The 25,728-nt window shown below is 36.7% G+C and carries 26 protein-coding genes; 22 read left to right on the top strand and 4 right to left on the bottom strand.

The genetic code is table 11. From position 1 onward, the window contains the following. Positions 1 to 85 precede the first annotated feature (85 nt). A complete protein-coding gene (locus IE155_RS03270; protein WP_189376674.1) occupies positions 86 to 2,764 on the top strand; it encodes a CHASE domain-containing protein in 2,679 nt (892 codons plus the stop codon). 370 nt (positions 2,765 to 3,134) lie between these two features. Further along, positions 3,135 to 3,269: a hypothetical protein gene (locus tag IE155_RS18060; RefSeq protein ID WP_268245235.1), complete on the top strand. Its 135-nt coding sequence runs from the start codon at positions 3,135 to 3,137 to the stop codon at positions 3,267 to 3,269. A 139-nt stretch (positions 3,270 to 3,408) separates the two neighbouring features. On the opposite strand, the gene IE155_RS03265 is transcribed toward IE155_RS18060, so the two are convergent. Beyond that, positions 3,409 to 4,572 (bottom strand): flagella assembly protein FlgT, encoded by a 1,164-nt coding sequence (locus IE155_RS03265; RefSeq protein WP_189376673.1) that lies wholly within the window; start codon positions 4,570 to 4,572, stop codon positions 3,409 to 3,411. 188 nt (positions 4,573 to 4,760) lie between these two features. On the opposite strand from IE155_RS03265, the gene IE155_RS03260 reads away from it, so the two are divergent. After that, entirely contained in the window at positions 4,761 to 5,228 is a 468-nt protein-coding gene (locus IE155_RS03260; protein WP_189376672.1) for an LPP20 family lipoprotein, read from the top strand. A 34-nt stretch (positions 5,229 to 5,262) separates the two neighbouring features. On the opposite strand, the gene flgN is transcribed toward IE155_RS03260, so the two are convergent. From flgN to flgA, 3 genes are all read right to left on the bottom strand, one after another. Further along, positions 5,263 to 5,694, bottom strand: coding sequence for a flagellar export chaperone FlgN (gene flgN, locus IE155_RS03255; RefSeq protein WP_189376671.1), 432 nt, complete (start codon positions 5,692 to 5,694; stop codon positions 5,263 to 5,265). A 39-nt stretch (positions 5,695 to 5,733) separates the two neighbouring features. Further along, positions 5,734 to 6,048: a flagellar biosynthesis anti-sigma factor FlgM gene (gene flgM, locus IE155_RS03250; RefSeq protein WP_189376670.1), complete on the bottom strand. Its 315-nt coding sequence runs from the start codon at positions 6,046 to 6,048 to the stop codon at positions 5,734 to 5,736. 77 nt (positions 6,049 to 6,125) lie between these two features. Then, positions 6,126 to 6,812, bottom strand: coding sequence for a flagellar basal body P-ring formation chaperone FlgA (gene flgA / locus IE155_RS03245; protein WP_189376669.1), 687 nt, complete (start codon positions 6,810 to 6,812; stop codon positions 6,126 to 6,128). 170 nt (positions 6,813 to 6,982) lie between these two features. On the opposite strand from flgA, the gene IE155_RS03240 reads away from it, so the two are divergent. The 19 genes from IE155_RS03240 to fliD all read left to right on the top strand — a co-directional run bounded on the left by IE155_RS03240 (position 6,983) and on the right by fliD (position 25,728). Then, entirely contained in the window at positions 6,983 to 7,918 is a 936-nt protein-coding gene (locus IE155_RS03240) for a chemotaxis protein (protein WP_189376668.1), read from the top strand. A gap of 52 nt (positions 7,919 to 7,970) precedes the next feature. Beyond that, on the top strand, positions 7,971 to 8,804 hold the full coding sequence (locus tag IE155_RS03235; RefSeq protein ID WP_189376667.1) for a CheR family methyltransferase: 834 nt from the start codon (positions 7,971 to 7,973) through the stop codon (positions 8,802 to 8,804). Between the two features lie 66 nt (positions 8,805 to 8,870). Then, on the top strand, positions 8,871 to 9,269 hold the full coding sequence (gene flgB / locus IE155_RS03230; RefSeq protein WP_189376666.1) for a flagellar basal body rod protein FlgB: 399 nt from the start codon (positions 8,871 to 8,873) through the stop codon (positions 9,267 to 9,269). A gap of 2 nt (positions 9,270 to 9,271) precedes the next feature. Beyond that, a complete protein-coding gene (gene flgC / locus IE155_RS03225; protein ID WP_189376665.1) occupies positions 9,272 to 9,694 on the top strand; it encodes a flagellar basal body rod protein FlgC in 423 nt (140 codons plus the stop codon). A gap of 12 nt (positions 9,695 to 9,706) precedes the next feature. Beyond that, positions 9,707 to 10,396, top strand: coding sequence for a flagellar hook assembly protein FlgD (locus IE155_RS03220; protein ID WP_189376664.1), 690 nt, complete (start codon positions 9,707 to 9,709; stop codon positions 10,394 to 10,396). A 68-nt stretch (positions 10,397 to 10,464) separates the two neighbouring features. Beyond that, on the top strand, positions 10,465 to 11,850 hold the full coding sequence (gene flgE / locus IE155_RS03215) for a flagellar hook protein FlgE (protein ID WP_189376663.1): 1,386 nt from the start codon (positions 10,465 to 10,467) through the stop codon (positions 11,848 to 11,850). A gap of 152 nt (positions 11,851 to 12,002) precedes the next feature. Further along, entirely contained in the window at positions 12,003 to 12,803 is an 801-nt protein-coding gene (locus tag IE155_RS03210) for a flagellar basal body rod protein FlgF (RefSeq protein WP_189376662.1), read from the top strand. Between the two features lie 21 nt (positions 12,804 to 12,824). Further along, positions 12,825 to 13,613, top strand: coding sequence for a flagellar basal-body rod protein FlgG (gene flgG, locus IE155_RS03205; protein ID WP_189376661.1), 789 nt, complete (start codon positions 12,825 to 12,827; stop codon positions 13,611 to 13,613). Between the two features lie 17 nt (positions 13,614 to 13,630). Next, positions 13,631 to 14,314 (top strand): flagellar basal body L-ring protein FlgH, encoded by a 684-nt coding sequence (gene flgH, locus IE155_RS03200; RefSeq protein ID WP_189376660.1) that lies wholly within the window; start codon positions 13,631 to 13,633, stop codon positions 14,312 to 14,314. A gap of 17 nt (positions 14,315 to 14,331) precedes the next feature. After that, positions 14,332 to 15,432 (top strand): flagellar basal body P-ring protein FlgI, encoded by a 1,101-nt coding sequence (locus IE155_RS03195; RefSeq protein ID WP_373295350.1) that lies wholly within the window; start codon positions 14,332 to 14,334, stop codon positions 15,430 to 15,432. 19 nt (positions 15,433 to 15,451) lie between these two features. Further along, positions 15,452 to 16,414, top strand: coding sequence for a flagellar assembly peptidoglycan hydrolase FlgJ (gene flgJ / locus IE155_RS03190; RefSeq protein WP_189376658.1), 963 nt, complete (start codon positions 15,452 to 15,454; stop codon positions 16,412 to 16,414). Between the two features lie 56 nt (positions 16,415 to 16,470). Continuing rightward, positions 16,471 to 18,471 carry a flagellar hook-associated protein FlgK gene (gene flgK / locus IE155_RS03185; protein WP_189376657.1) on the top strand — a complete coding sequence of 667 codons (2,001 nt, stop codon included), beginning with the start codon at positions 16,471 to 16,473 and terminating at the stop codon, positions 18,469 to 18,471. A 10-nt stretch (positions 18,472 to 18,481) separates the two neighbouring features. Next, on the top strand, positions 18,482 to 19,687 hold the full coding sequence (gene flgL / locus IE155_RS03180; protein WP_189376656.1) for a flagellar hook-associated protein FlgL: 1,206 nt from the start codon (positions 18,482 to 18,484) through the stop codon (positions 19,685 to 19,687). A gap of 140 nt (positions 19,688 to 19,827) precedes the next feature. After that, positions 19,828 to 20,643, top strand: a complete 816-nt coding sequence (locus IE155_RS03175; protein WP_189376655.1) for a flagellin N-terminal helical domain-containing protein — start codon at positions 19,828 to 19,830, stop codon at positions 20,641 to 20,643. Between the two features lie 232 nt (positions 20,644 to 20,875). After that, complete coding sequence (locus IE155_RS03170; protein WP_189376654.1) at positions 20,876 to 21,688, top strand: flagellin N-terminal helical domain-containing protein; 813 nt, start codon at positions 20,876 to 20,878, stop codon at positions 21,686 to 21,688. Positions 21,689 to 21,943: 255 nt separating this feature from the next. Next, entirely contained in the window at positions 21,944 to 22,762 is an 819-nt protein-coding gene (locus tag IE155_RS03165; protein WP_189376653.1) for a flagellin N-terminal helical domain-containing protein, read from the top strand. 227 nt (positions 22,763 to 22,989) lie between these two features. Beyond that, a complete protein-coding gene (locus IE155_RS03160; protein ID WP_189376652.1) occupies positions 22,990 to 23,802 on the top strand; it encodes a flagellin N-terminal helical domain-containing protein in 813 nt (270 codons plus the stop codon). 82 nt (positions 23,803 to 23,884) lie between these two features. Then, complete coding sequence (locus IE155_RS03155) at positions 23,885 to 24,325, top strand: flagellar protein FlaG (protein ID WP_189376651.1); 441 nt, start codon at positions 23,885 to 23,887, stop codon at positions 24,323 to 24,325. A gap of 38 nt (positions 24,326 to 24,363) precedes the next feature. Beyond that, entirely contained in the window at positions 24,364 to 25,728 is a 1,365-nt protein-coding gene (gene fliD / locus IE155_RS03150; protein WP_189376650.1) for a flagellar filament capping protein FliD, read from the top strand.

The raw sequence follows: 25,728 nt of genomic DNA, 5'->3' as shown, positions 1-25,728 counted from the left end.
CCTATTGGTGTTTTTTGTACTTTTCGATATAGTGGGTTTAGGACATAACCAACAATGATTTACTTTCATTCATAATAGGAACTTTATGCGGCAAATTCTCAAACCGCTTTTTTATTCAAGCGTTACTTTTATTGCTGTTTGTTTGTTGGTTGCTTACACAATAAAACCTTTCTCATTAATAAATTTTGTTGGTCCTGTAGCTGGTATTAGTACGGCAATTTTACTGGTATGGGGCAATTTTGCATTACTAAGTGTTTTGGCGAGTTCTTTATTAATTTTACTTTTATTTAATTGGTATGGGGAACTGGATTTTAATTTAGCGATTGTTATTTTGATTTATTTAGCGGCGTTGCTTCAATCTTTTTGGGCAAAGCAACTTACTTATAAATTAATAAATAAGCAAAAGTGGGTTGCAAGTCGTTCAACACTTATTTCATTTATGATGAAAATTGGTCCTTTAGTGGGGCTTGTTGCCGCTGTGTGCGGTATTATTGTCGCAATTCTTGATAATAATACTTTTAATACATCATTAGGTTATGCCTTTTTTCGCGGATGGTCGACAAGCGTTTTAGTTTCAGTATTTGCAATTCCTTCATTACTTTTTATTGTAGGAAAACAGAATTTAAACGTTTCAAAACGAGTTTTCGTTATTGTTTCATCTGTGTTAGGTTGTATTGCCATTGGTTTGTTATTTCTTATTTCTCAACAACAACAACAGCATATCCGCAATGATTTATATAAAAAGTCTTTATATGAATTAAATCATGCTTTAGTGAAAGAGATTTCTGACATAACAGCCAAAATCAAGGCTATGACTGCTTACTTCAATAGTTCAGTAGAAGTAAATTTAATTGAGTTTACAAATTATGCTAATGAAATATATCAAGCTGATAGTAGTGTTAAGTTTTTTCAGTGGTCGCCAGTAGTATCAATAAAAGAAAAGTTAGCTTTTGAGCAATATGCGAAGATACAGCTCGGTATTGAGTATTCTGTGATAGCGTCGGATGTTGAACTTCACGTTGAACAAAATGATTTTACACCATTTACTCCTGTACTTTATATCTATCCTGAACAATATAATGATTCCTATTATGGCATTGATTTATATGCAAATAATGCAATTACTAACACAATAACACTTTCGTTAAACCAGCAAGAACCAATCGCATCAGCACCATTCTCACTTAATCAAAAAAATGAGTTGGCACCACATGTTATGCTCACTCATCCAGTAAATAATAGACGTGCGCTTAACACGTTTGGAGAAATGAAATCATCTTCTGGTGAAATTGCTGTTGGTTTTTTAAGTGCAGCTGTAGATCTTGAAACTTTTGTAAATAAATTAATCAACTCAACGTCATCAAAAAATATTTCTATGAATATTATTGATGTGACCTCAGGCGAACGTTATCTCATTTATGGTGATAAATTAGATGTTCAAAATAGGCTAGAAGATGTTGAAGTTATTAACTTTTTTGGACGAAAGTGGCAGTTGCAAATTATCGAAAAATCAACATGGCTTTCACAAAATAAAAGTTGGCAAACTTGGGTAATGTTATTTGGTGGGGTAATTGGTGGATTTGTTTTTCAGTTATTAATATTGATGATGGCTGCTTATTCCATAGAGCTAAGTTACAAAGTGGCTGAAAAAACGCGTGAATTGATTAAGGCAAATGAACTTTCAGAAAAAGAAAATTTATCAAAGGCACACTTTTTACAAATGCTAACTATAGAGTTAAGTGTACCTATAAAATTAGCTGAACGTTTAATTCACAACCAACATGTAGATATTGGTTATAAAAAATTACAGCAATTTAGTGACGTAACCGAGCAACTTAAACATATATTAACGAGTGTTAGTGATTTATCTACTCTCGAAAGTCGTAATAATAAGCTTGATAATCAAGTTTTTGATTTTTCTTATTTTCTTAATCAAATTGAAAATAAGTATCAAGAAAAAGCATTAGTTGCTAGTAATAAAATAAAGTTTTTATTTGATTGTGAACTCCCAAATTTTGTAGAAGCAGATCAAACACGTCTAGAAAAATTACTTTTGGTATTGCAAGAAAATATATTGAAACTATTTTTAGGAAGTGATGTACAAATGTCTATAAAAGCACATTACCATAAAGATTTTGCAACATTATTTTTTACTTGTAGTGCTTTAACACCAAATACAAATATGCCTGTTACTTCATGGTTAAAGAAAGACATTGCAAATTTCAGTACAAGTATGGCTTTAGCAACAGAGCTTGTACATATATTAAAAGGCAATATTAAACTGATATTAGTACCGACAGGGGATATTGTCATGACAATTTCATTACCTATTGGTACTCACTTTCAGGAAAGCGGGCTGAATAAAATAGATGAAATGAATGTTATACCGCTTAACCATAAAGCTAAAGTTTTACTTATAGAAGAACCCTTATCTACTAACTTTGAAACAACACCTTTATTATTAGGGCTTGATTACCAAGTTGAAATAATTGATGACGTTTCTGAATTGTCTTATGCGATACACAATCTTAATTCGAGTATTATTATTATTGATAATGTTACATCAAAACCATATGTGAGCGAAATTGAAGCCTCTTTAAATAAAATGAATGAGGAGGATGCACCTAAAGTAATAGGGATTTATAGAGGTATCGAGTATAGGCAGTTAAGTTCATCATTCAAAAATATCATGAGCGACTGTTTATTGTACCCAATCTCAGCAGAGAGTTTACAAAGTGTTTTAGCTAAAGTGACGCCTAAATAGAGAACCTGATGTAAATACACTGCATATAACGTGATCATAGCGCATAAATTTTTAATAATAACAAACAAGCGTTTTCATGATCTTAGGGCTAATCGAGGAAGTTTTATTTAAGTCACTATCATTTATATTGAAAAGTGTCCCTATCTTTTTTGATAAAATATTGCATTTTTATGACAAGACGCATTTAAAATTCATATTTTTTAGTTAAAAAACATACAATTTTAAGTTAAAGCATTGATTTTTTAATATTAATACTATAACGTATTTTTTGTACTAAAGTTACATGAATAAATTATCGAGTGGGCTAAGTTATTGTGCTATTAGCAATTGTTCAGTTTTCTTGATATGGCAGCTGTTATTTGGATATATAATGAATAAATCGTCATCACGCGGAATTAAACTGACGACGGTAATATTTGCAGTAATAATATTAGCGCTATCAGCAGTAATGAGTAATAGCTCTGTTGCTGGTAACAGGGAAGTTGCAGAAGAACAAACAACTTAGTTGATGTTGTTATAAGAAGAAACCTCGCCTTAGCGAGGTTTTTTATTTACTCATTTTACCGTTTAGCTCGCTCATTCACTATGATGCCCCCTAAAACGCTACTTGACGTGAATGGACAATGAACATAATTAATATAGCATTAATACCTAACGGCTAAATCATTAACTTGAATACTATCAATGATATTTTCTTCTGGCGTTATTGCTGTTGCACTATCTCTGGTTAAGTTAGTAATTTTAACTTTGAAATTACTAACGTTGTAACCCGCATAAATTTTCCCAGTATCTGTAGTAAAGTTATTTAAATGCAGTAGTGTAAATTCATCTCCTAGTTTTACTCCGTGGCGTTTACCTAAATTTAATCTGATTTGGTTACCATTAACACTTAAAATTTTCCCTCGAGTTGGTTGACACATCATATTCTCGTCAACATCTGTAATCGCTTGGGTTAAGATATTATCAATCATCAAGCCATAATCGGTCTGCCAAAAAGTTTGAGAATTTACGTCTACCACTTTTCTTTTATTATGCTGCCAGGGAGCCGAATTGCGATATTCTTTAGTAAATTCTAATTCGCCATCATAACTATTATAAATATAAAGACTTAACTGAAAGTAACGGTTGTAAATCTTGTCTTGCCAAAATTGCCACGTGTTATTGTTAGTATCATCGAAAGAAACATCCTGTATTTCAGCAAATAAAATATATTGACTATCAGTTGAGTCGCCAAGTGCTATTGATAATGTTTTTATATTTTCTTCTTGCATACTGTTTTTATAGCGAGAAAAAGGCGAATTATGTTTTAAAGCAAGTTTAGTGTCTAAATATACGCCTTCTTGCGTCAGTTTATTGGCGAGTTTTTTTATCACACTGCTACCAATATTATATATTCCGCCAATATTTGCTTGCTCTCGATCTTTTAATTGTGCTTTTGTAAGTAATAAAGATTTTCGGTAATCAGCAGAAAAACATTGTTTTTCTTGGGGAAAAATATCTGCGCGAATAGTAACGGTAACAAGGTTGTCTTGATAAGTTTCTGAAACGAGTTCAAAAGAGTTGACATTACCTGTTGCTCGAATGTTTATTTCATCTTGGGTAAGTAAACCATTCACTACTTGTTGTACACTTGATACAGATGCACCGGCAACAAGTAAGGCCTTTTTTAAAGCATTTTCTATCGCCTTAGTGCGAGCTAGTTTTTCATCGCCATTATTAATAAAAGCGTTGCCTTGCGTTTCATACCACTGCCCAATACTACTTGGAGTAAGTAATAAGCTTGTAATTAATAAAACAATCAATCGCATGGTGGTTCCTAAACTTAAAGTGTTGGCGTTAATCTTGTGTTTTCATCTTATATGCATGAACTGTGCCTTTACACTGTCAAAATAAAGTAGGCATAAATAATGCTTTAAGTAAGCCTGTAGAGAGTAAATCATAAAATTAAGTCTATTCGTGTGGCGATAGGGCTAATGACTAAAGTAGGAAATGATAAATGAAAGCTCAATTGATAAAAGTATTACTCATAAGCGTTAACCTTTGCTTTTTAATGAGTTGTTCAAGCGTTTATGATAAACATGTTGAATGGAAAACAGCGAAACCTGAAACATTTCCCGTATTAAAAGCTGTGGGCCAAGCACCTATTAGTTTGCAAAACTCAAGCAATGATACTCAAAAAATGTTGTTGGCAATTAAAGCGTCTAAAATAGCAGCTTATGCTGAGCTAGCGGAACAGGTCTTTGGTCAACAAGTTAATGGTAAAACTAGCATGCTAAACTTGGTTATGGGGGATAATGAACTTAAAACAACGATTAACGGGGTTATTAAAGGCGCAAGGGTTGTAAGAAGTTATCCTGTTGGCGATACGTATACCACTGAGTTAGAACTCGATTTCAAACAAGTTTATGATATTTATATAGGAACTTCACGTCAGAGAGAAATTAAAGATGTTACCTATTATTAGAATCGTATTGATTTAAAATACTATAAGGTAAATACTAAGCTTTTACGTCTAAACTACTTAAACCTCCACTTGTTTTACCTTTGTTATCATAAGTTAAAGATGATTTGTTATGATTTTGTAATAGTGAGGTTTTCATTCGTTCTACAGCTAATTGTGAATGTTCTATTATTTGTCCATTAATTTGATTTTGATCTTTACATTTCAATAAACAAGCTTCTATCTGTGCTAATGTCTCATCAAATAAACCTTGTGCTTTTCCTTGACGGAACTTCACACTTTGTTCTATTTGCTTGTCAAGAGTTTGAATAGATAATAACAATTCATTTTTGACAAGCCCAATGTTGGTCAGTTGATCAGGATCACTTTTAATTAAAATATCTTTTTCTTGTTCAAGAATTAATAGTAACTGTTGCAGCTGATGTAATTGTTGCTCTAATGCTTGTTTTCCATCAAATTCTGTTGTCACAAATATTCCTAATTAATGGTTAGTTTTAGCCAAGTTCATTTAAACTAAATCAAATTCAAATTTAGCAATACTGGCAGCTAATTTTTCTGGATTAACTTTATATTCGCCAGATTCAATTGCTTTTTTAAGTTGGGCCACTTTTTTGGCATCGACTGCAGGCGCAGCTTGTGCCTTTTTCTGCAATTCAGTAAATTGTTTTGCTTGCGGCGTAATTGATACAGAATCTTTACTAGCAAATTTCGCTTGTTCTGCCGACGCGGTGGTCTGTGCAGCTTTCTCTTTAACTTGTGATTGCAAGTCAACGCTTTGTTTGACTTGACTGCCGCTAGACAAGTTATTGATATTTATAGCCATAATTAAATCCTACTGGCAAGTGTTATGAGTTTCTATCATTTTATCGACAATAATAACAAAAACTTGAGTAAATATTATCAATTAATTATTACTTTATGATCATCACTAACCGTACCCGTAACAGTTCGGCCAGAGCGATTGTTCTTTACTCTGATTTGTTCACCTATATTGGCGTCTTTAAGTGCTACACCTTCTGTTTGTATCATAAAGACGGCTGACTTGGCAATTATATCGACATTATCGCCTTTGCATACCACACAAAAGCTACGCGGGCTAATGGGTCTGCCCTTCGTTAAAGTTCGCTTTGCTTTAGCTCCAATAATTTCGTTTATATCTTTAATTGCTTCGCCTCGTAACTCAAATTGATCAATATAGGTGAGCTCAATATTTGTATTATCGAGTAACGAACCTTTGCTAATTGATTGATTAGCAATTAATACGGGTATTTGTGTTTCTACTCTAACAGGTAAAAATAAAACCCATGATGTTGAATCTTCGCAAGATATTTTAACGTTTACGTTTCTACTAGAATTATTTTCAGGTATATTCAAAGATAAGGGGATTTTACATGGTTTAATTTCTATACGTGGATCTATATCTGCAGGCGTAATGACAACTTTTCCATGTTTAGGAGTCTCTATATTTTTTTCGACAAAAGATTTGGCTAAGCTTTTTATCGTTTCACTACTGTAGCTTTGCGCCATTAATGGTGCTTGCAATATGCTAATAAATGAAATTGTTATAAAAATCTTTAATTTGCTCATATTTTTTGTAATCTAGCACTAGGGAAATTGAAATACTCGTCTATGCTTAACAGTAAAGACATTCGTATTGATGATTAGTGTCAATAAATAGACACTTATTTATTTCATAGCATTATACTATCAAGAACTATGCCTGTTGTTGATAAAAGGCGATATTGAAAGAGGTTTATATGGCAGGTATTTTAGACTCAGTTAACCAACGCACACAATTAGTAGGGCAAAATAGATTAGAGCTATTGTTGTTTAAATTAGTTGGACGACAACGCTTTGGCATTAATGTGTTTAAAGTGAGGGAAGTCATGCCTTGCCCTCGTTTAACTAACCTACCAAAGCAAGATGGTTTTATTAAAGGCGTTGCTCATATCCGTGGTCAAACTATTTCTGTAATTGATTTAAGTAAGGCAACAGGTGGCTCTGAAATAACGGATCTAACCAATGCTTTTGTTATCATTGCTGAATACAATCGAAGTGTTCAAGGCTTTTTAGTCGCAGGAGTCGAACGTATTGTTACATTAAGTTGGTCTGATATTATGCCTCCGCCAGAAGGTGCAGGTAAATCAAGCTATCTTACGGCAGTCACTGAGATTGATAACGAAATGGTATCAATTTTAGATGTTGAAAAAATATTAAATGAAATTAACCCGGTTTCTACCGAACTTAGTGAAGGTGTGGCTGATGTTAGTGTTGGCGAAGAGTTAGGAGATCGCGTTATAATGATCGCTGACGATTCAACTGTTGCACGTAATCAAGTGAAAAGGGCGCTTGAACCTTTAGGGCTTAATATGATGTTGGCTAAAAATGGTCAAGATGCGCTTGACCAATTAAAAGCGGTTGATGAAACTTGCACTAGCTCTATTTGTGAAAAAGTTGCATTACTTATTTCTGATATAGAAATGCCAGAAATGGATGGTTATACATTAACGGCTGAAATAAAAAGTAATGAAAGATTAAAGAAAATGCCAGTTATTTTACATACATCCCTTAGTGGGGTATTTAATAATGCAATGGTCGAGAAAGTAGGAGCTGAAGATTTTATTCCGAAATTTCACCCTGATGAATTAGCTACTGCTGTGAAAAAGTGGCTAAAGCCAGGCGAAATTTCTTAATATAGCTAAGTGTTTCTTCAAGAACCACGAGTAAATAAGGTAGGAATATATAGTGTCAGCAAGAGAACTGGATGATAAAAGTTATCATCAGTTTCGAGAATTTCTTGAGCAACAATGCGGTATAGTGCTTGGTAATAATAAGCAATACCTCGTAAAAAGCCGTTTAGCTCCGCTTATGGCTAAATTTAATGTTCAATCATTAAGTATGCTAGTGACATTAACCTTAAGCCCAACCGAGCGGCAATTACGTGCCGCAGTGATAGATGCCATGACGACGAATGAAACGTTATGGTTTAGAGATGATTATCCTTTTGCGCTATTAAAAAATAAGCTTCTTCCCGAATATTCAAAGCAAAAAACACCACTAAAAATATGGTCGGCGGCGAGTTCTTCTGGTCAAGAGCCCTATTCAATTGCCATGATTGTTCTTGAATATATGCAAACAAACCCCGGCTCATTTCCTAGTGGCGTTCAAATTGTTGGTACCGATATTTCTAATACCATGTTAGAGCATTGTAAATATGCTCATTACGATTCATTAGCTTTATCTCGAGGTTTATCCCCCGAACGAAAGCGTCAGTTTTTTGAAAATGGCGACAATGGTATGATGAAAGTAAAAGATCATGTCAAAAAAATGGTAAGTTTTAGGCAATTAAATTTATTAAATAGCTACAGTTTAATGGGACGCTACGACCTCGTTTTTTGTCGTAATGTATTGATCTATTTTTCACCCGAAATTAAAGCTAAAATATTGTCTCAAATACACGGGGTGCTTAATAAAGAGGGATATTTATTTTTAGGTGCGTCTGAATCTTTGTCTGGCCTTAATCAAAACTTTGATATGGTCCGTTGTAACCCCGGTATCATCTATAAAAAGCAATCCTAACACTCCTCATAAATTTATTGGCATAAATATTGAATAATTACTTCCATTGATTTGGAGGTTATTTTTATGGCGATAAGTTTTGACAAAGCATTTGGTATTCACCCCGACAGCTTAAAACTACGTGCAAAAAATGCAGAAGTAATTGCAAGTAATATTGCCAATGCTGATACCCCTGGCTACAAAGCTAAAGGTATGGATTTTAAAACAGCCTTTGCCCAAGCGGCAAGTAAACAGCAAAGCGGCATGTCACGTACTCACGAAAAACACTTTGATGTACGCACCGAAATAAATAATGGTGTAGATTATCGCGTTCCAAATCAACCAGATACAGGAGATGGTAATACCGTCGATGTACAAGTGGAACGAAACTTGTATTTAGAAAACTCAATGCAATACCAAGCAAGCCTACAATTCCTTAATGGAAAAATAAAAGGCTTAAAGAAAGCAATTACTGGAGGGCAATAAAAATGAGCCTTTTTAACGTATTCGATATATCGGGCAGTGGCATGAGTGCACAATCTGTTCGCCTAAATACTACAGCAAGTAATATCGCTAATGCTGATAGTGTTAGTAGTAGTATTGACCAAACTTACCGAGCGCGTCACCCAGTATTTGCCGCACAAATGCAAAAAGCTGCCGCAGCTGGGCAAGATGAATCAGTCAGCGTGCAAGTCTTAGGTATTGTTGAAAGTGATAAACCATTAAATATTGAATATGCGCCTGAGCATCCAATGTCAGACAAGGATGGTTATATTTATAAGCCTAATGTCAATGTTATTGAAGAAATGACCAATATGATTTCTGCATCACGGTCATATCAAACCAATATACAGCTCGCTGAGTCAGCTAAAAACATGCTGAATAAAACATTATTGTTAGGCCAAAGTTAACTAGGAGTTATTATGTCAACAGTATCAGGTAGTAATCCACTCGACGGTTTACATTGGCAAAAAGAACCCGATTACACAGAAACAGAAAGCAATCGTGGCATGTTAACCCAGGCTGACTTTTTTGCATTGATGACTAAAGAATTATCTCATCAAGACCCTACAGCGCCTGTAGATAACAATGAAATGATCTCGCAAATGACTGCATTCTCAACAACGGATGGGGTGCAAACGTTAAATGATCAATTTACTGAATTTGCTTCTTCAATGTCTTCAAGTCAGGCATTACAGGCATCTTCGTTAGTCGGTCGTAGTGTATTGGTAGATGATAATGTTTTTGGTATGAATGCCGGTGACAGTGTTAAAGGTAAGCTTGTGACTGATGAAGCTGCCAGTAACGTTAATATTTATGTTGAAAACACCGCGGGTGAAATTATACAAACGGTACCGGTTGGTAATGTACCTGCTGGAGAGTCCAATTTCACTTGGGATGGTATGGCGTCAGATGGCGAGCCTGCGGCTGCAGGTGCATACAGATTTCGAATTGGTGGCTTAGTTGATGGACAAGCGTCTGAGCTAACGGCAATGACTTATCGTAAAGTTGACAGTGTTACATTAGCTGGATCAGGCGGTAAAATTTTATTAAACCTAAATGGTGGCACATCCATGGCATTGTCAGATGTGGTTGAAGTATCAGATGGTTAACCCGTTAATGTCGTTTTCTAGCAGAGCACATTAGTAAGGTAAAAACAGAATTTTTAAGAGGTGTAATTATGTCATTTAATATAGCATTAAGCGGTTTAAACGCAGCGCAAAAAGATCTTGATGTTTCATCAAATAATATTGCTAACGTTAACACTGTTGGTTTTAAAGAGTCGCGTGCTGAATTTGTTGATGTGTATGCATCGTCACTTTTATCATCAGGTAAAACTAAAGTCGGTGATGGTGTATTAACGGCTGATGTCGCTCAACAATTTTCTCAAGGCAGTATTCAATTTACCCAAAATGCGCTTGATTTAGCGATTACCGGTAACGGATTTTTTGCTGTTGTCCCTGAAATAGACAGTTTAGAAACAACATATACTCGAGCAGGGCAATTTAAGTTAAATGACAGTAACTTTATCGTTAACTCTAACGGCCAGCATTTATTAGGCTTTCCTGTTAATGCTGATGGTACTTCTGCTTCGGTTAGTTTAAGTACTACCGAACCGATTAGAGTGCCAACTGCTTCAGGGGCGCCGCAAAAAACATCAGAAGTGGATATTCGTATGAATTTACCGGCTGGTGACTCATATATTTCTTCTGCTCCAGGCAATTTTGACCCAGATGATCCATTAACCTTTAACTATTCTACTTCAGTGACTATTTTTGATTCTCTGGGTGATAGCCATATTATGACTTATTACTTTGTAAAAGAAGATCCGTCGGTCAGTCCGAATGAGTGGTTAGTTTTTGCAGGTGTTGATGGTACGCCAATTAATTTAGAAGATCCAAATGGTGATGCAGTAGCTGATGGACGTGTGGGGGGGAGTGTTTCTGGTCCATTATCAGGTGCTGGTGGTGTTATCGGCGGTAGATTAGTATTTGATTCATCAGGGGATTTTATTTCTCAGCTTCCTGATTTAGCAAGCGGTGGTTTTGTAACAGAACAATTTGGCTCGGGTATTTTAGCTAATGGTGCTGACGATACCCAAACAGTTGAAATTGATTTTAATCTCGACCCATTACAACCTAACCCAAATGAGCCAACACAATTTGCGTCAAACTTTGAAGTCACCGCGTTAGAACAAGATGGCTTAGCGGTAGGAAGATTAACTGGCATTGATATTGGCATTGATGGCTTATTAAGAGCTACCTACAGTAATGGTACATCTGCGCCATTATCACGTATCGCTTTAGTTAATTTTGCCAATGAACAAGGTTTATCGCAAATAGGTAATACTTCATGGAAGGCAAGTATTAGTTCAGGTGAAGCCTTAGCTGGTGAAGCTGGCTCAGGGACTTTTGGTACCATTAATTCTTCAGCGTTAGAATCATCCAATGTGAACTTAACCACAGAATTGATTGATCTTATTTCAGCGCAACGTAACTTCCAAGCGAACTCTCGTGCATTAGAAGTGAATAACACCATCAACCAAACGATTCTACAGATTCGTTAATATTAATAAGACCAATTAAACCTTTCTAAAGCCCCTTTTTTGGGGCTTTTTTATACCAAATCATTTCCAATACCAAGCTTATTTCCGTCATTTTTTGTTGGCATTTATATTGCAAGGTTCATTGTATTACACATTAATTATTAGGATTCATTATGGATAAGTTGCTTTATATCGCAATGAGCGGAGCTAAACAAAATATGCTCGCCTTATCTGTGAATGCCAATAACTTAGCAAACGCTAAAACTACTGGCTTTAAGCAAGATATGGCGCAGGCTAGAGCGATGCAAGCATTTGGAGAGGGCTTACCTTCTCGTGTTTTTTCTATGACAGAAAGAGCTAGCCAAAATTTTGACAATGGAGCGCTACTAACAACAGGTAGAGATTTAGACATTGCAGTTGAAGGTAGTGGCTGGATTGCAGTACAAGCACCTGGACCTTCTACAGACTTGGCTACACAAGTTGGCGGACAACAACTGGGGCAAGCGGCAAACAACAATGAAGCTTATACCCGTGTTGGTCAACTAAAGTTATCACCAGAAGGCGTGTTAGAAACCATTAATGGTCACCCCGTTATTGGCGAGGGTGGCCCGATAACATTGCCATTGCCGGTAAACAAAATCACTATTTCTCGCGACGGTACTATTATGGTTCAACCTGAGGGTGCGCCAGGAACGGTACAAGAAGAGGTGGCCCGTATTAAGTTGGTTAACCCTGACAACCGTTCGTTAATAAAAGGTAATGACGGTTTATTTAGATTACAAAGTGGTGAACTGGCTGAAGCCGATATTACCGTTAAAGTGGCCAGTGGCACGTTAGAGTCAAGCAACGTGAATCCTATTGGTGAAATGACTGACATGATTTCATTACAGCGTCAGTTTGAGATGCAATTAAAACTCATGAAAACCGCCGAAGAAAATGACTCAGCTGCTGGCTCATTGCTGCGTGCTTTCTAAAACTAATTATTGAGGTGACTTATGAACCCAGCATTATGGATCAGTAAAACAGGCTTAGATGCACAAACCAAAGACATTGCCGTTATTTCTAATAACTTAGCAAACGCGAGTACTATCGGCTTTAAAAAAAGTCGTGCTGTTTTTGAAGATTTACTTTATCAAAATATTAATCAACCTGGTGGTCGAAGTGCGCAAGATACTAAGCTTCCGTCGGGCCTGATGCTTGGCACCGGAACTAAAGTGGTTGCGACGCAAAAAATACATTCACAAGGTGATATGTTAAATACAGACAACCCATTAGATTTGTCTATTCAGGGTGATGGTTTTTTTGAAATATTAATGCCTGATGGTACCTCTTCATATACACGTAATGGCCAATTTACCCGTGATGAAGAAGGTAATATGGTCACATCGGGTGCTGGTTACTTGTTGCAACCGCAGATAACAATCCCTGAAGATGCACAGCAGATAACTATTTCTCAAGATGGAGAAGTGTCAGTTAGTCTTGCTGGTCAAGCCGAGCCTGCTGTAGTTGGTCAAATTAACACTACGAACTTTGTTAACCCAACGGGCTTAGAGCCTATTGGTCAAAATCTATTTATAGAAACAGCAGTGAGTGGGGCGCCTCAAGAGGGAGTACCAGGACTAGAAGGTTTTGGCATGTTGCAGCAAGGTATGTTGGAAACTTCAAATGTAAATACCACTGAGGAACTAGTGAACTTAATTGAAACCCAGCGTGTTTATGAAATGAACTCTAAAGTTATTTCAGCCGTTGATCAAATGCTTAGTTATATTAACCAACAACTTTAACCGGTAAGGAGCGTCAAATGAAATATGCACTATTAGCACTAATCGTATGGATGACGTTATCTGGCTGTGCAAGTACAGAAACGGCACAAATATTACCCAATGATCCTGATTTTGCACCGATCTTACCTGAAATGGAAGAAGAGTCGATTGTACCTTCCGGATCTTTATTTAAGGCCAATTATGTTAACAATATTTATTCTGACTCAAAAGCCCATCGAGTTGGCGATATTATTTCTGTTGTCTTAAGTGAAAGTACCCAAGCGCAGAAAAACGCTAAAACTGAATTGAAAAAAGACAATTCTGCCACGTTAGATCCTGTAATAGGGTTAGGTGGTTCTGCAATTAATTTTAAAAATGATGCCATTCAATTTGGTTTAAATCAAAGCTCTGACTTTTCAGGGGATTCTAAAACCAATCAAGGAAATAGTTTAAGCGGTAATATTTCTGTGAATGTTTTACGCGTGTTATCAAACGGCAACTTGATGATACGTGGTGAAAAATGGATGACATTAAATAGTGGTGATGAATATATACGCTTAACCGGTATTATTCGCGCACAAGATATTAGTTCTGAAAATACTATTGTTTCCAATAAAATTGCCAATGCGCGTATTCAATATTCAGGTACCGGCAGTTTTGCCGAAGTGAATGAGCAAGGTTGGTTGTCAAAATTCTTCAATAGCACTTGGTGGCCATTGTAAACGGGCATAGGCGGTAAATTAAGATGAAATTAATCAACAGTATACTGATAGGGGCATGCCTGTTTCTCGCAAGTCAAACAGCTAATGGCCAACGTATTAAAGATCTAGCTGATGTCGCAGGTGTTAGGCCTAATCAGCTTATAGGTTATGGTTTAGTCGTTGGTTTACCTGGTACGGGTGAACAAAGTCCATTTACAGAACAAAGCTTTAAAACCATGCTGAGTAATTTCGGAATTACTATGCCAGCAAGTTTAAAGCCTAAGATAAAGAACGTCGCTGCCGTTGCCGTTCATGCGGAATTACCTGCATTTAGTAAACCTGGACAAACTATCGACGTTACAGTGTCTTCTATGGGAAGTGCACAAAGTTTGCGTGGTGGTACGCTATTGCAAACCATGCTTATGGGACTTGACGGTAATGCTTATGCGGTAGCGCAGGGAAGTGTTGTGGTGAGTGGTTTAGGTGCTGAAGGGCTGGATGGTTCTAGTGTTGTTATTAATACGCCAACTGTGGGTAGAATTGCTAATGGTGCTTTGGTAGAACGTGAAGTGCAATCGCCTTTTACAAGTGGCGATTATATAACTTTTAATTTAAAAAATTCAGACTTTACGACAGCCAAAAGGCTATCAGACGCGATTAACGACTTTATTGCTGGCTCTGCGCGGGCATTAGATGCAACATCTGTACGTGTTAATGCGCCACGCGATGCAGCAGATCGCGTTAGCTTTTTATCAACACTTGAAAATTTAGAATTTGAACCAGACACTCCGTCAGCAAAAATAATTGTAAACTCACGTACTGGTACGATTGTAATAGGTTCTGAAGTTCGCTTATTGGCAGCAGCTATTACTCATGGCGGTATTACTGTTACCATCAATGAAACTGAAAACATTAACCAGCCTGATGCTTTTTCAGAAGGTGTGACAGCGGCTACTAATCAGTCGATAGTTGATGTTAGGAAAGACGACTCTCGCATGTTTGTTTTTGATCCAGGGGTAACATTAGACACATTAGTTAAGGCGATTAATGATGTGGGTGCTGGACCTGGTGATGTAATGGCTATTCTTGAAGCTTTAGAACAAGCTGGCGCTTTACGTGGAGATTTAGTCATTATTTAATTAATGACTAAATATTTTTATGAGTACTCGTATTGCCGATGCCCAAAACTTTTTAGATGTTAATGGCTTAAATAATATTCGTCAGCAGTCAAAAACTAGTGACAAAGCAGGTAAAGAAGAAGCGTTAAAATCAGCAGCAAAGCAATTTGAAGCTATTTTTATGCAGATGCTGTTAAAAAGTATGCGTAGTGCACAAGATGTTCTAGAGTCGGATAGTCCTTTTAACTCTGAATCTACCAAGTTTTATCGTGATATGCATGATCAACAAATGGCATTAGATATGTCAGACAATGGTTCATTAGGTTTATCAGAATTAATCGTTCGTCAACTTGGTGGAGACAGTGATAACTTTACGCCGCAAAGCGTTTTACGCTATGACACAACGCCAGCTGAACTCGAAGCAATGAAAACCAAGTTATTAGAAAGGGCTAAAGAACGTCAAACTAATGACAACAGTTTAAATCCTAGCTTTATTCTTAAACAAAGAACGCCTGCTATTGAGTCTCAGTCTTTCAGTGAACCCCAAGACTTTGTCAGTGCAATGATAGAACCGGCAAAAGAAGCACAGGAAAAATTAAAAGTCCCTTTTGAAGTCATCATTGCACAAGCAGCATTAGAAACTGGTTGGGGTAAAAAAATTATTAAAAATAGTAATGGGGAAAGCTCAAATAACTTGTTTAATATAAAAGCAGACAAGCGTTGGAGCGGCGACAAAACCCATAAAGAAACATTAGAATATGAAAATGGCGCTATGGTTAAAAAACGCGAACCATTTCGTATGTATGAATCTCTCCAAGATAGTGTTAATGACTATATAAACTTCCTTTCATCAGGGGAGCGTTATCAAGATGCGCTCAAACAAGCAGGTAATGTGGAACAATTTTTGCAAGGGTTGCAAGGTGCTGGTTATGCCACAGACCCTGAATACGCAAATAAAATTCTCGGGACGCTTCGTACAGTGACCAGCCTAATCAGTAAGTAATTAATTTTATTTACTATCAAATAGTTAGTTTAGGTGCGCTTGTAGGAGTGTAAGTCATGACAGTTAGTTTGTATCAAACCGGTGTGAGTGGGCTATTGGCTGCTCAACAACAGTTAGCTACCACAGGGCATAATATTGCCAACGTGAATACTGAAGGCTACAACCGTCAGCGCACTGAACAGAACACATTATTAGGTCATAATTACGGTGGAAATTACATAGGAACCGGTACTTATGTCGATGATATTGTTCGAATATATGATCAATTTGCTTATAAAGAGCAATTAATTAATCAAAGTAACTTAGGCAACGCAGACACATTACATAAAGATTTAACCAATTTAAATCAAGTGATGAGCACAGCAGGTACCTCAGTGATGAATGGTATTGATAGCTTTTATCAAACTATGAATGGTATTGCCGACAATCCGAGTGATTTAGGCCTGAGAAGCATAGCCCTAAGCCAAGCTAATATATTAGCCAGTGATTTTCGTTCGTTGAGTCAAAATTTTGATCAACTTGAAAAATCAGTTAATGGCGAAATAGAACAAATGGTTTCGAAAATATCTCAAATATCATTCGAAATAGCTAAAATTAATGAGCAAGTACTTACAGATTCAGGCATTACCACAAATGGCCAACCTAATGATGTACTTGATAAAAGAGACCAATTAATTCATGAGTTAGGTGAATATACCAATGTATCGGCCATTGAAGATCAAAATGGCGTGATGACAGTAATGATTGGTAGCGGCGCTACTTTAGTCGCTGGTATTACCCCTTTATCTTTAAGTGTTCGTGCTGGCGATCCAGATCCGTTAAAAACAGAATTACAAATTTCAGGTCCTAATAGCACCGTGGCACTGAATGGTGCTGTACTTGGTGGGGCGTTGGCTGCAAAAATGGAATTTCGAGATGAGCACTTGGCCGAAACTAGAGCGGATATAGACCGTTTAGCTATGGCTATTTCTCACTCATTAAATTCGGCACAAAACAAAGGTTTAGATTTAAATGAGCAGCAAGGGTTAAACCTATTTACTGATATTAATACTACCGCGTTAATGGAAGGACGTGTGTTGACCCCTAGTAAAAATAACGGCACGGTATCTGCCAGCGTAGAAATTACCGATTTAGGTCTACTTACTACTGATGAGTATCAGGTTAAATACGATGGTACTAACTACGTGATGACCAATATGAATACCCTTTCATCTACAGTGCTAACATTAACACCACCTAATCGATATGATTCAGGACAAGGGTTTGATTTTGTTATCGACTCTGGTGCTCCAGTGGCAGATGATGTCTTTGTTATTCGACCAGGTGAAAATAGCTCTGCATTAATGAAAGTGACTTTAACCAGTGAGCTGGGGATTGCAGCCAGTTCAGCAGTTGAAGTTAAAACCTCTGAAAATAATGTTAGCGATGGCTTTATGAGTATTTCAGAGGTTTATGACCCTGTTGCAGCGCGTAATTTTACAGATACATTAAATTCAGGATTGACTGTAGATGTTTATGAAAGTGCCCCTGGTACTTATACATATCGTGTGTATGACTCTGGTAACCCACCACCAGCTCCTACTATTTCCACAGGTACTTTTGCCTCAGGGAGCAGTGCTTTAGTTGATTTACCTCCTTTGCCATCGAGCCCTGCTTTTCAAATTGAGATTGGAGGAGATCCTATTGGGCAAGGCTCATTAGCTCGTGAAACCTATACAATTGTCGATGCCTTTGGAATAGGTAATGGTGATAACGCAGTACAAATGGCGTTAACTCAAGAGCAAGGCATATTAAATAATGGTAAAGAAACATTTGGTCAGGGTATGGCAATATCAATTGCGGGGGTTGGCTCTAAAGCAAAGTCTGCGGAGTTGGTTGCCAGCACAGCCGAATCATTATACACACAAGCCTTCAATCGAAATCAAGAAATTTCAGGGGTAAACCTAGACGAAGAAGCTGCCAACATGTTGAAGTTTCAACAGGCATATCAAGCGGCCTCACAAATTATATCTACGGCAAACACTCTGTTTGACACCATATTAAATGCTGTACGCTAGGAGTTAACTAATGCGAGTTTCCACACAACAGTTTTATTTTCAAAGTAGTCAGCAGTTAAGTACTAAGCAATCGATGCTAAATGATCAAATGAAATATATATCATCAGGTAAGCGAGTACTTACAGCTAAAGATGATCCTGTCACATTCGGCACATTATCTGGCTATAAAGATGAATTAACCAACATTGATAAATATCAGCGAAATCTTACTCAAGCAAAAAATCGTAATAGTTTACAAGAAACATCGTTTGCTAATGCTGAAAGTTTAATGCAAGAGCTCAAAACATTATTTATTAATGCTAATAATGGTACTTTGGCTGACTCTGATCTTAAATCACTTGCCGATCTAGCAACGAATAGCTTGAATCAAATGCTTGATATAGCAAATACTAAAGATGAAACGGGGGGGTATATTTTTTCTGGTTATCAAATAGATCAAAAACCTTTCTCTTTACATCCTGGTAACAATGTTAGCTATTTAGGAGACAATGGTACTCGTGAGTTACAAATAGCCAAAAATGTCATGGTTGATATTAACCAGGCAGGTGATGATGCATTTCAAAATGTAGAGAATGCTATTGGTGACTTTAAAGCTAATTATATTAATAATACTTCAGGTATTGCGTTAAACCGAGCTGTTATTGCTACTCCAAGTAGTTATGATCCTGCAACTAATCCACCTGACTATAAGTTTTCGTTTACGTCAACCACTGATTTAACGGTTACTGATGGTAATGGTGTAGTGGTATACAATACTGCAACATATACCGCTGGGCAAACCATTGCCTTTAACGGTATTGAAGTTGAGCTAAGTGGCAATCCATTGCCGGGTGATGAATTTGATATGACCCCAGAAAAAGATATTAGTATTTTTGATACTATTAAAGCGGCGATCGATTGGATGAATGTAGGGGCTTCACCAGTAAATACTGTACAACATAACGTTGATTATGGAGATATTCTGACACAACTTAACCAAGCTTTGAATCACACTACTTCTCGCAGAACTGAAGCTGGTGTACGTTTAAAACTTATAGAGACTCAAGATAACAGTCATGCGGAAGCCGCATTAAACTTAGCTTCTGGACGATCTAACATTGAGGATCTAGATTTTGCAAAAGCGATTTCAACCTTTGAACAATCACAAGTTGCTTTACAAGCAGCGCAGCAAACCTTTATTCAAATAAAAGGCCTAAGTCTATTTAATTACATATAAAATTAAAGTTGGCACAAAGTATGCTTTTTATACAGAGACTGCACCGTGGCAACACAGTGACAATATTTTGTATAAGTGGTTCTAAGTAACGATTGTTATCAGGATTTGAGCCACTCCCTATAACTTAGGAGATGATAGCAATGGCTTTAGTCGTAAATAGTAATATCTCATCATTAAATGCTCAACGTCAGTTGAATCGTTCAACAAATGACTTAGGTGAAAATTATCAGCGTTTATCTTCTGGTAAACGTATTAATAGCGCAAAAGATGATGCCGCGGGTTTACAAATTTCGAGCCGCTTAACGGCACAAATTAATGGGTTAAACCAAGCTTCTCGTAACGCTAACGATGGTATTTCTTTAGCGCAAACAGCTGAAGGTGCATTAGATGAATATACCAATGCATTACACCGTATGCGTACACTTGCAGTACAAGCTTCGAATGGTTCAAACAACACTGGTGACCGTGCTGCTTTGAATGCTGAGTTTCAAGAGCTTTCAACAGAGCTAACGCGTATAACGAATGATACCGAATTTGGTGGTGTTAAGCTACTCGATAGTAGTTATCAAGAAGCATTTCAAATTGGTGCTAATAAGGGACAATTAATTACTATAACAATTAGTAAGAAATTGAGTGCAGGTGGTGTGAGTGTTTCACAAGGTGTATCTACTTTTACCAAGGCACAATCTGTTATTGCCAAAATCGATGAAGCATTAAAAACGGTTAACAGCGTTCGAGCTGATTTAGGTGCTAAGCAAAATCGCTTTTCGTCTGTTATTCGTAGTAATGATAATACATCAGAAAACGTATCAGCATCACGTTCAAGAATAGAAGATACTGACTATGCCTCTGAAACAGCTAAGCTAGCTCGCTCTTCTGTATTGCAACAAGCCTCTAGCTCGATGTTGGCACAGGCAAATCAACAACCACAAATAGCCTTACAGTTATTACAATAGTTAAAAATAGTTCATAAATTTACATTTTTAGCTTAAAAAACCCTCTTCTGAGGGTTTTTTTTATCTTAATAAACAGCGGATTGAGCTGTTTTTTGATTTTTTATCATATTTTTCAGGGAAAAAATTAAAGATTTATTTTTACTGTCCGATAAAGTTCTCAAGAAAGGTGAGTTGTTAAACGCGCCTCATAGTTTAAGTAACTGAATGGGTCTTTACCCCTAGGAGCATTATCATGGCTTTAGTAGTAAATAGTAATATCGCATCATTGAACTCTCAACGTCAGTTGTCTCGTTCGACAAACGACTTATCAGATAACTATCAACGTTTATCATCAGGTAAGCGTATCAATAGTGCACGTGATGATGCAGCTGGTCTTCAAATCTCAAGCCGTTTAACAGCACAAATTAATGGTTTGAACCAAGCCTCACGTAACGCAAATGATGCGATTTCATTAGCGCAAACGGCTGAGGGTGCGTTAGATGAATACACAGGTGCGTTACAACGTATGCGTACCTTGGCGGTACAAGCATCAAATGGATCAAACAATGCAGATGATCGTGCAGCACTTAATGCTGAGTATAAAGAATTAACAGATGAATTAACTCGAATTTCAAATGATACAGAGTTTGGTGGTGTTAAATTACTTGATAGTAACTACAAAGAAGCTTTCCAAATTGGTGCCAATAAAGGGCAGTTAATCACTATTGAGATCAGTAAAGATTTAACTGCTGGCGCTGTAAGTGTAGCCGGTGGTGTAGCTACTTTCACAGGTGCACAGTCAATGTTGACTAAAATAGATGCTGCGCTTAAAACCGTTAATGGTGTACGAGCTGACTTAGGTGCTAAGCAAAACCGTTTTTCATCAATTATTCGAAGTAATGATATTACCTCAGAAAATGTATCTGCCTCACGCTCACGTATTGAAGATACTGATTTTGCAGCGGAAACAGCGAAACTAGCTAGAAGCTCAGTATTACAACAGACATCAAGCTCAATGTTAGCGCAGGCTAATCAACAACCTCAAATAGCGCTGTCATTATTATAGCTACAATGAGTCAACCGTAGAGCAATATAATGGTACTCAATAGAGTGCCATTTTTTTTTTAACTTAAAAATTAATAATTATTTGAAGTGGTTTAAGTTCAACAGCAAAAACGCGTAATTAAAATTATTTTTGATTTTTTGCTAAAAAGATTAAAGAAATACATTGTCTAACCGATAACGTGTTTATAAAGGTGAGTTGTACAAAATACTCAATGATTTACTAACCTAACGGGTATGTAGCCCAGGGAGCATTAACATGGCTTTAGTCGTCAACAGTAATATAGCATCATTAAACTCTCAACGTCAGTTGTCACGTTCGACAAACGACTTATCAGATAACTATCAACGTTTATCATCAGGTAAGCGTATCAATAGTGCACGTGATGATGCAGCAGGCCTTCAAATTTCAAGCCGTTTAACAGCACAAATTAATGGTTTGAACCAAGCCTCACGTAACGCAAATGATGCGATTTCATTAGCGCAAACGGCTGAAGGTGCATTAGATGAATACACAGGTGCGTTACAACGTATGCGCACCTTGGCGGTACAGGCATCAAATGGGTCAAACAACGCAGATGACCGTGCGGCACTTAATGCCGAGTATAAAGAATTAACAGATGAATTAACTCGAATTTCAAATGATACAGAGTTTGGTGGCGTTAAGTTACTTAATAGTAGTTATAAAGAAGATTTTCAAATTGGCGCCAACAAAGGACAATTAATCACTATTGAGATTGATGATAATTTACAAGCTAGTGCTGCTGGTGTTGCTGTTTCTGTAGGTATTTCTACTTTTACTCACGCCCAATCTATGCTTGTTCAAATTGATGCTGCGCTTAAAACCGTCAATGGGGTACGAGCTGACTTAGGTGCTAAGCAAAACCGTTTCTCATCAATTATTCGCAGTAACGATATTACCTCTGAAAACGTATCTGCGTCACGCTCACGTATCGAAGATACTGACTTTGCCGCAGAAACTGCTAGACTAGCAAGAAGTTCGGTGTTACAGCAAACATCTAGTTCAATGTTAGCTCAGGCTAATCAACAGCCTCAAATAGCATTATCATTGTTATAATTACGACGATAAAAATAAAAAGGCACTCTATTGAGTGCCTTTTTTATAAAAAATAAATTATTTTTAATCAAATAGTTATAAACTTTTGTGTATTTATTAAACTTTTTTTATAAAAAATATTAAAGAAAAGTTTGATGTGTCCGATAAAGGGATAAGAGAGGGTGAGTTGTGAGACGAGCCTGATAAATTAACTAACCGTATGGGTTGTTACCCCTAGGAGCATTATCATGGCTTTAGTAGTAAATAGTAATATCGCATCATTGAACTCTCAACGTCAGTTGTCTCGTTCGACAAACGACTTATCAGATAACTATCAACGTTTATCATCAGGTAAGCGTATCAATAGTGCACGTGATGATGCAGCTGGTCTTCAAATCTCAAGCCGTTTAACAGCACAAATTAATGGTTTGAACCAAGCCTCACGTAACGCAAATGATGCGATTTCATTAGCGCAAACGGCTGAGGGTGCGTTAGATGAATACACAGGTGCGTTACAACGTATGCGCACCTTGGCGGTACAGGCATCAAATGGTTCTAACAATTCATCTGACCGTGCGGCACTTAATGCTGAATTTACAGAATTAGCATCAGAATTAACGCGTATATCCAAAGATACTGAATTTGGTGGTGTTAAATTACTGAATACCTCTTACCAAGAGGCGTTCCAAATTGGAGCGAATAAAGGTCAATTAATTACTATTGCAATTAGTGCCGATTTAAGCGCCGGTGGTGTAAGTGCAGATATTGGTGTGTCAAACTTTAGTAAAGCACAAGCGCAGATAGGGGCTATTGATACAGCATTAAAAACAGTTAATGGTGTACGTGCCGACTTAGGTGCAAAACAAAATCGTTTTTCATCAATTATTCGCAGTAACGATATTACCTCTGAAAACGTATCTGCGTCACGCTCACGTATCGAAGATACTGACTTTGCCGCAGAAACTGCTAGACTAGCAAGAAGTTCGGTGTTACAGCAAACATCTAGTTCAATGTTAGCTCAGGCTAACCAACAGCCTCAGATAGCATTGTCATTGTTATAATAACGGTAAAGTTTTTTATAAAATATTACAATGGCATTCTTATAGAGTGCCATTTTGTTTTATAACTTAGTAGGAGTATATTATGGTTAAGCCTGTATCATTGGATAACCCACTTACGAATCAATTTTCGGATATGGCACCGAATACTTTTAAAGCAACTCAAGAGGCCGATGTTAATAATAGTAAAGATCATACTAGAGCTGCATCAACAGCTCACAATGAAAATGTAGCGCTTAAAAATGTACAGGAAATACAAGTTGAAAAAGCAGAAAAAAAATCTCTTGAAGAACTAGAAGAGTCTTTCGCTGAAATATCTGAATTTATGAATATGTATAATCGTAATGTCAATTTTTCGATGGACGAAAAATCGGACAGAACCATTATTAAAGTTTTCGATTCTGATAGTAAAGAATTAATTAAACAGTTTCCTTCGGAAGATCTCGTTAAGTTAGCTCAAAAAATTAGAGAATTAAGACAAGATGTTGACTTGAAATCTGGCATATTTCTTGATGAAAAAGTTTAACATCAATTTGCAACAAAAGTATTAATAAAGGTGTTGTTATGAATATTACATCAGCAGGCATAGGTTCAGGATTAGATTTAGAAGGCATTATCACGGCATATATTGATGCTGAAGCAATTCCTCAAGAAATTCGACTTCAAAATAAAGAAGAACGATTAACTACTGAGCTTTCTGGTGTTGGTCAGTTTAAATCAGCACTTTCAAACTTCGAATCGGTCTTAAAAAAATTAAACTCTCCTGAAGATTTCAATAAACAAATTAGTGAATCAAGCTCTGAAGATGTTGCAGTAACAACCAATGGCTATGCAAGCAATGGTTCTTTTTCTATTGAGGTTGAGCAGTTAGCTCAGGGTAGCCGTAGACAATCCACCGCATTCGCCGCGTCAACCGATACTGTAGGTACTGGTACTTTAACATTTACTGCAGGAGCAGATAGTTTTGATGTTGATATTGATGGTGCAGATGATTTAAGTGCTATTCGTGATAAAATTAATGAGCAATCGAGTAATTTTGGTGTTACTGCAAATATTATTAACGTACAAAGTGGTTCTTATCTTGTTTTTAATTCTTCAGCCACCGGTGATGCTAATAATTTAACCATTTCTAGTTCAGATGTCTCCTTAGATGCTATTTCAACTAATACCACACAAAGTGCAAATGATGTGGCTAAAAGTGCGCGTGCCTATGTTGACGGTAATTTAGTTGAACAAGACACTAATGAGTTTAAGAATATTATTGAAGACGTCACTTTCACTGCACAAGCTGTTAATATGGGGAATCCTGCGGTTATCTCAATTAGTCAAGATGAAGAGAACGGATCTACATTAATTAATGAGTTTGTTGATGCCTATAATGCCTTACGTGGTACTTTAGATGCATTGGGAAATGCTGAAAATGGTGCTTTAGCGTTTGATGCTAATGTTCGTCAAGTTAAGTCCCAATTAAATACCATTGTTACAGATACTGTGAGTGGTCTAACGGGTGGTAATAAGAGTTTGTCAGATATTGGTATTACTATAGATAAAACAGGGCTATTAGAAATTAATCCTATTGGTATTGGCACCATGAAAAGTGGTACTGAGAAACTTGAAGATGCTTTAAAATTTAATTTACAAGAAGTTGGCGAGATTTTTGCTTCATCTAATGGAGTAACGTCAAAATTAACAACGTTAATTGATAGTTATAATGGTAGTGATGGTACACTCACTATTAGAAATACAGCATTAAGTAAACAAGTTTCTGGTATAGCAGATGAATATACGGCATTAGAAACTAAACTACGAGATTATGAAGACCGACTTAGATCTCAGTTTTCATATTTAGATTCAACAGTTGCTTCTTATAATGCTACTGGTACTTGGTTGGCCTCTACTTTAGCAAGTATGCAACCGAAAAATTCATAA

This window comes from Thalassotalea profundi (assembly GCF_014653195.1).
Classification (GTDB): Bacteria; Pseudomonadota; Gammaproteobacteria; order Enterobacterales; family Alteromonadaceae; genus Thalassotalea_B; species Thalassotalea_B profundi.
Note: the sequence above shows the minus strand (reverse complement) of the source record. Positions and strands in the feature narration are given on the sequence as shown.